This is a genomic window from Phytoactinopolyspora endophytica, from assembly GCF_004138495.1.
Taxonomy (GTDB): domain Bacteria; phylum Actinomycetota; class Actinomycetes; order Jiangellales; family Jiangellaceae; genus Phytoactinopolyspora; species Phytoactinopolyspora endophytica.
The window spans coordinates 89,415-95,844 of sequence record NZ_ML142871.1; the positions used below are offsets into that span (position 1 = coordinate 89,415).

Genomic DNA, 6,430 nt, shown 5'->3' on the forward strand with positions numbered 1-6,430 from the left:
GGCGGCGAGTCGCCGACGCTCGCCTCGCCAGAGGACAGTTACGCCTCCCACGAGCTCGTGTGGGCCGCCGAGCGGGCTCGCACCACGGGCACGGTCGTCTCTGTCGGCGCTACCGACTCCCGCGACGACCCTACGCATGCCGACCACATCTGAGGAGTGGACCACGATGGCGAAGACACGATTGATCAGGGCGGCGCTCGCTGCCGCAGCAGCCACGGCCGTCTTAGCGGCCTGCACGCCGGGGAGTGAAGACGCCGGCTCGGATGACTCGGACTCCTCCGACGGGGCGGAATCCGTCTCGACCGAGGTCCCGGACGAGGACGCCACGTTGAGGCTGGCTTTCGTCGACGGGCCGGAGATGGTCGACGAGCTGATCGCCGCGTTCGAGGAAGAGTACCCGCAGGTCACCATAGAGCCGCAGTTCACCGAGTTCACCGACTACGTCGCCAGCATCCGGCTGAACATGACCTCCGACAGCGCACCGGACATCGCCCAGTTCAACGTCGGTGCCATGTCCGATCTGATCCCCAGCGGCCACCTGCTCAACCTCGACCCGTACAGCGAGGCCTATGGATGGCAGGAGTCGTTCCCCTCGGTCGGCCTGGAGCAGCTCACCGCCGACGAGACCGGCAAGGTCTACGGCAGCGGGAGTCTGCGAGCAGTGCCTGCCGGCATGTCTCTGACCGGCGTTTTCTACAACAAGGAGCTGGCCGACGAGGCCGGCATCGAGATACCACCGGCGACGCTCGACGAGTTCGAGCAGGCGCTCGAGGCGGCCAGCGAGGCCGGTCACACGCCGCTGAGCATAGGCGCGCTCGACTCCGGCGGCGCCCACATGTGGGCTGCCCTGCTCAACTCGATGATGCCGGTCGAGGACTACCGGGCATGGGTCACCGGTGAGGCGGGCGGAAGCATCTCCACCGACGAAGCGCTCGCGGCCACGGAGAAGTTCACCGAGTGGGCCGACCAGGGCAACTTCAACGACTCGGCCAACGGCACGGACCAGGAGGCGTCGACCGCGCAGTTCGTCGACGGCAGGAGCGTGTTCCTGATGAACGGAAACTGGGCCGCGGCTCAGGTCGCCGACGAGATGGGCGACAACGCGGGATTCTTCCTGCTGCCCGGTCTCGAGCAGGACGCGCCGGCGGTCGGTTCCGGCTTCAGCGTCTCATACGCGATCTCATCCCAGACCGAGCATCCGGAGGCCGCGGCCGCGTTCCTCGACTTCCTCGCGTCCCCGGAGGCGGCCGAGATCGAGGCCCACGGTGGGTTCCTGCCCCCGAACGTCGACGCGGCGCCGGAGGCAGAGGGTGTGCTGGGCGACCTGAACTCGGAGTTCGCGAGGGTGGTGGAGGCCGACGGGCTCAACGTCTTCCCCGACTTCTCCGCGCCGGCGACGTACGACGCGCTGTCCTCCGGCATCCAGTCGCTGATCGCCGGCCGGATGGAGCCGCAGGCGTTCCTGGACGAACTCCAGGGCATCCGCGACGAGCACCACGAAGAGTAGCCGGCCTTGTCCGCTCTCACCCGCCTGAAAGACGAGGCTCCGGTCCCGTCTGCCCGTACACCGCAGCGCGCGGGCGGCCGGGGCGGGCTCAGACGGTACAAGGGTTACCTCTGGGTCCTGCCGGCGCTGGTCTTCTACGTCACCTTCGCCATCCTGCCGGCGTTCCACACCGCTTACCTCTCCCTGTTCGACTGGGACGGGGTGACCTTGGCGACGTGGGTGGGGCTGGAGAACTACGGGGAGGTCTTCTCCAATCCCGACTACCGCAACGCCGTCGGCCATGCCCTCCTCCTCGTCGCCTTCTTCTCCTGGATACCGATCCTGATCGGCCTGCTGATGGTCGGGCTGCTCTCCCGGCACCGGCGACGCGGCATGACCTTCTACCGAGTGTTGTTCTTCCTGCCGCAAATCGTCCCGCTCGTCGCCGTCGGGATCACCTGGCGGTGGATGTACGGCGACGACGGTGTGGTCAATCAGCTGCTCCGAGGCGTCGGGCTGGACGGGTTCACCCGCGCGTGGCTGGGCGACTTCGACTTCGCCCTACCCGCCGTCGGCCTGGTGGGCACCTGGGCGATGAGCGGTCTGTGCATGATGCTCTTCCTGAGCGGTGTACAGAAGGTCGACACCAGTCTGTACGAGGCGGTGCGCCTCGATGGGGCCGGTGCCGTGCGCGAGTTCGTGACGGTCACCCTCCCGGCGCTGCGCGGCGAGATCGCCGTCGCCATGACGGTGACCACCGTCGCCGCCCTGGCCAGCTTCGACATCGTCTACGTGACCACCAGTGGAGGTCCGGGCTCGCAGACGACGGTGCCCGGTCTGCTGGTCTACCGGCTGGCCTTCTCCGAAGGCAAGGTGGGCCTGGCGGCGGCGATCGCCGTGGTCCTGTCCTGCCTGATCCTCACCATCGTGTTCGCGATCAACCGCCTGACCAGGACGGACCCATGAACCTACAGCGGACCGAACGGTGGTCCGGCTACGTGATCCTGACGTTGCTTGCCGTCGGTATCGTCGTGCCGTTCCTTAGCATCTTTTTCGCCTCGATGCAGCCGTCCGGGAGCACGGTGACCGGACTGTCCTGGCCGGATCAGTGGAGCCTCGACAACTACCGGGAGGCATGGACGGTCGCCGGGTTCTCCGGACTGATCCAGAACAGCTTCATCATCTGCCTGGGCGTGGTCCCCGCCACCTTGCTGCTCTCCACGCTGGCCGGCTACGCGCTGGGAACCATGCGCCTGCCCGGGGGCAACGCGGTGTTCATGTTCTTCGTGGCCGGGTTGACCATCCCGGTGGAGCTGATCGTCGTACCGCTGTATTTCAACCTGGACTCGGTGGGCCTGTTGAACACCTACTGGGCGGTCATCCTGGTGGAGATCGCGCTGTTCATGCCGTTCAGCGTGTTCTGGATGCGCACACATTTCCGGGCGACGCCGCCCGAGCTGATGGAGGCGGCTCGCGTCGACGGCGCGTCGCCGGGCATGATTCTCCGCCAGATCCTGCTGCCGCTCGCCCGGCCTTCGCTGATGACTCTCGCGGTCCTGGTGTTCATGTGGTCATGGAACCAGTTCCTGCTGGTCCTGATCTTGATTCAGGATCCGGACCGGCGCACCGCCCCGGCCGGGCTCGGCTACTTCGTCGGACAGCACACCACGAACATCCCGGTGCTGTCCGCCGGCACGGTGATCGTGATCCTGCCGATCATGCTGCTCTACCTGGCCTTCCAGCGCAGCTTCATCGCCGGCCTCCTCCAAGGCGCCCTCAAAGGCTGACTCCCCGTTACTCTCCGCTCCTCGACCTTCCCACAACCAACGCGACCACAGAAAAGGTGCCGGAGGAACGCTCCGGCACCTTTTCTGACGGCTTCGATGTTCTACAAGTACTGGCCGGTGTTCGCGACCGTGTCGATGGACCTCCCGGCCTCTCCCCCGGTCTTGCCCGAGATCAGGGTCCGGATGAAGACGATCCGCTCGCCCTTCTTGCCGGAGATCCGCGCCCAGTCATCCGGGTTCGTGGTGTTCGGCAGGTCCTCGTTCTCCTTGAACTCGTCGAAGCAGGCGTTCAGCAGGTGCTGGACCCGCAGGCCCTTGACGCCCATGTCGAGTGCGTCCTTGATCGCCATCTTCTTCGCCCGGTCGACGATGTTCTGGATCATCGCACCGGAGTTGAAGTCCTTGAAGAACAGGACCTCCTTGTCCCCGTTCGCATACGTGACCTCCAGGAAGCGGTTCTCCTCGGTCTCGGAGTACATCCGCTCCACCGACCGCTGGATCATCGCATCGACCGTCGCGGCGGCATCCTCACCATGCTCGGTGAGGTCGTCCGCATGCAGCGGAAGGTCGGTCGTGAGGTACTTGCTGAAGATATCCTTGGCAGATTCGGCGTCAGGCCGCTCGATCTTGATCTTCACGTCGAGGCGTCCTGGGCGCAGGATAGCCGGATCGATCATGTCCTCCCGGTTGGAGGCGCCGATGACGATCACGTTCTGCAGGCTCTCCACGCCGTCGATCTCGGACAGCAGCTGCGGGACGATCGTGTTCTCCACATCCGACGACACACCCGAGCCACGGGTACGGAACAGGGAGTCCATCTCGTCGAAGAAGACGATGACCGGGGTGCCCTCGCTGGCCTTCTCGCGTGCCCGCTGGAAGACCAGGCGGATGTGCCGCTCGGTCTCACCGACGTACTTGTTCAGCAGCTCCGGGCCCTTGATGTTCAGGAAGTAGGACTTCCCCTCGGACTTGCCGAGCTTCCGCGCGACTTCCTTGGCCAGTGAGTTCGCGACCGCCTTGGCGATCAGCGTCTTCCCGCAGCCTGGCGGCCCATAGAGCAGGACACCCTTCGGGGGCCGCAGCTGATGCTCTCGGAACAGGTCGGCATGCAGGTATGGCAGCTCCACAGCATCCCGGATCTGGTCGATCTGGCCGCCCAGCCCGCCGATGTCGTGGTAGTCGATGTCCGGAACCTCTTCGAGGATCAGCTCCTCGACCTCGCTCTTCGGGATGCGTTCGTAGATGAACCCGGCGCGTGGCTCCAGCAGCACTGAGTCACCCGACCGCAGCCCCGTGTCCTGCAAGGACGATGCGATGCGGACGACGCGTTCCTCATCGGTGTGGCCGATGACCAGGGCCCGCTCGCCATCGGCGAGCAGCTCCTTGAGCATGACGACTTCACCCACGCGCTCATACTCCAAGGCGCGCACTACGTTGAGCGCCTCGTTGAGCATGATCTCCTGCCCCGGGCGGAGCGTATCGACGTCCACATCAGGACTCACCGCGACCCGCAGCTTACGCCCGCCCGTGAAGACGTCGACCGTGCCGTCTTCGTGACGCGCAAGGTACGTGCCGAACCCGGATGGTGGCTGAGCCAGCCTGTCGATCTCCTCCTTCAACGCCACGATCTGGTCGCGCGCCTCGCGCAACGTGGCCGCGAGCCGTTCGTTCTGTGCGGTGACCGACGCCAGCCTGGCCTCCAGAAAGGCCACCTCGCCGGCGAGCTCAGAAGGCTCTCGCCCTGATCCTCGACGCATGTGCTCGAAGCCGTCATCCTGAGTTGCCACGGTCGCACCTCCTCGTCGGGTGTCGCTCTTTCCATGACCCTACATTCGCTTACCCGGTTCTCGCCGCTTCGCCATCGATCGTGACGAGAAGTTCACGCCTTTTGATCACGCCTCGGCGCTGGGCGCTGGGCGGCGACGGCGTGACGGCGCGGACACACCGGGAGCGAGCCGGCGTGTCGTCACCAGAAAGCCGGTGTGGCCGACCATCCGATGGCTGGGACGGACCGCCAGGCCCTCCACGTGCCAGGTGCGCAGCATGGTCTCCCAGCTGGAAGGCTCGGTGAATCCGCCGTGCTCCCGGATGGTCTCGACGACCTTCGACAACTGGGTCGTCGTCGCGACATAGCAGCACAGCAGGCCGCCCGGGACGATCACGCGCGTCAGCGGCTCGACGCATTCCCACGGCGCGAGCATGTCCAGGATGACCCGGTCGACCTCGCCGTCGTCGAGCTGCTCCACCAGGTCCCCGACGGTCAGCCGCCAGGTAGCCGGGACATGCCCGAAGAACTGCTCGACGTTCTGGGTGGCGATCTCCGCGAAGTCCTCACGTCGCTCGTACGAGTGCAGGGCGCCGTCCGGCCCGATCGCCCGCAGCAGTGACATGGCCAGCGCGCCCGATCCGGCGCCGGCCTCCACCACCCTGGCCCCGGGGAAGATGTCGGCCATGGCGATGATCTGCGCGGAGTCCTTCGGGTAGATCACGGTCGCGCCGCGGCGCATGGACAGGACGTAGTCGTTGAGCAGCGGCCTCAGCGCCAGGTAAGCGGTACCGCCGGTGGATGTGACGACGATGCCTTCGGGTTGCCCGATCAGTGCGTCGTGCTGGAACGACCCCTTATGCGTATGGAACTCCTTGCCTGCTTGAAGGGTGATCGTGTGATGCCGTCCCTTGGGGTCGGTGAGCTGGACCTGGTCGCCTTCGTCGAACGGTCCGGTTCGTCGCGCTGTCTCGGTGGTGGACATGTCAGGAAGGCTATCTTCTACCGATGATCATCAACCGTGAGCCACATGTGACTGTGGTCAACGGTTGATGATCATGAGCGAGACAGTGTGGAGTCGACGTCGGACGCGACGAGCACGCCGTAAGCCCGTCCGCCCTCATCGACGACGAGGTACTCCGACGTCGGCTGCCGGCGCATCGCCCGCAGCAGGTCTTCGCCGCTGACCCCGAGGCCGAGCACCATCCCGTCCTGCAGTGACTTCGCCGTACTGGCCACCGGTACCCACGGCCGTCGCTCCTCCGGCAGGGCCGCGAGCGCCGCCTCGCTGACCACGCCCGTCGGGCGCCCGGCCGAGTCGACGAGGATCATCGACGTCGCGCCGGCCTCGTGGGCATGCCGCAGGGCCTCGGAGACAGGCAGGTCGGCCTG

The 6,430-nt window shown here is 66.1% G+C and carries 6 protein-coding genes; 3 read left to right on the forward strand and 3 right to left on the reverse strand.

The features are described 5' to 3' along the window. The first annotated feature begins 166 nt into the window (after positions 1–166). From ELR45_RS30485 to ELR45_RS30495, 3 genes are read left to right on the forward strand one after another with little or no spacing between them, the layout of a single operon-like run. The gene (locus tag ELR45_RS30485; protein ID WP_165368244.1) at positions 167–1,507 is read left to right on the forward strand and encodes an ABC transporter substrate-binding protein; all 1,341 of its coding nucleotides are present in this window, start codon (positions 167–169) and stop codon (positions 1,505–1,507) included. Between the two features lie 6 nt (positions 1,508–1,513). Next, the gene (locus ELR45_RS30490) at positions 1,514–2,452 is read left to right on the forward strand and encodes a carbohydrate ABC transporter permease (RefSeq protein WP_205857575.1); all 939 of its coding nucleotides are present in this window, start codon (positions 1,514–1,516) and stop codon (positions 2,450–2,452) included. Then, positions 2,449–3,273: a carbohydrate ABC transporter permease gene (locus ELR45_RS30495; protein WP_129669648.1), complete on the forward strand. Its 825-nt coding sequence runs from the start codon at positions 2,449–2,451 to the stop codon at positions 3,271–3,273. The genes ELR45_RS30490 and ELR45_RS30495 overlap by 4 nt, the downstream gene beginning before the upstream one ends. Positions 3,274–3,374: 101 nt before the next feature. Here ELR45_RS30495 and arc read toward each other — a convergent pair whose 3' ends face one another. The 3 genes from arc to ELR45_RS39715 all read right to left on the reverse strand — a co-directional run. Then, the gene (gene arc, locus ELR45_RS30500) at positions 3,375–5,030 is read right to left on the reverse strand and encodes a proteasome ATPase (RefSeq protein ID WP_129669673.1); all 1,656 of its coding nucleotides are present in this window, start codon (positions 5,028–5,030) and stop codon (positions 3,375–3,377) included. Between the two features lie 135 nt (positions 5,031–5,165). Next, positions 5,166–6,023: a tRNA (adenine-N1)-methyltransferase gene (locus tag ELR45_RS30505; protein ID WP_129669649.1), complete on the reverse strand. Its 858-nt coding sequence runs from the start codon at positions 6,021–6,023 to the stop codon at positions 5,166–5,168. Positions 6,024–6,094: 71 nt separating this feature from the next. After that, on the reverse strand, positions 6,095–6,430 hold a 336-nt coding region (locus ELR45_RS39715; protein ID WP_205857576.1), incomplete at its 5' end, for a CBS domain-containing protein.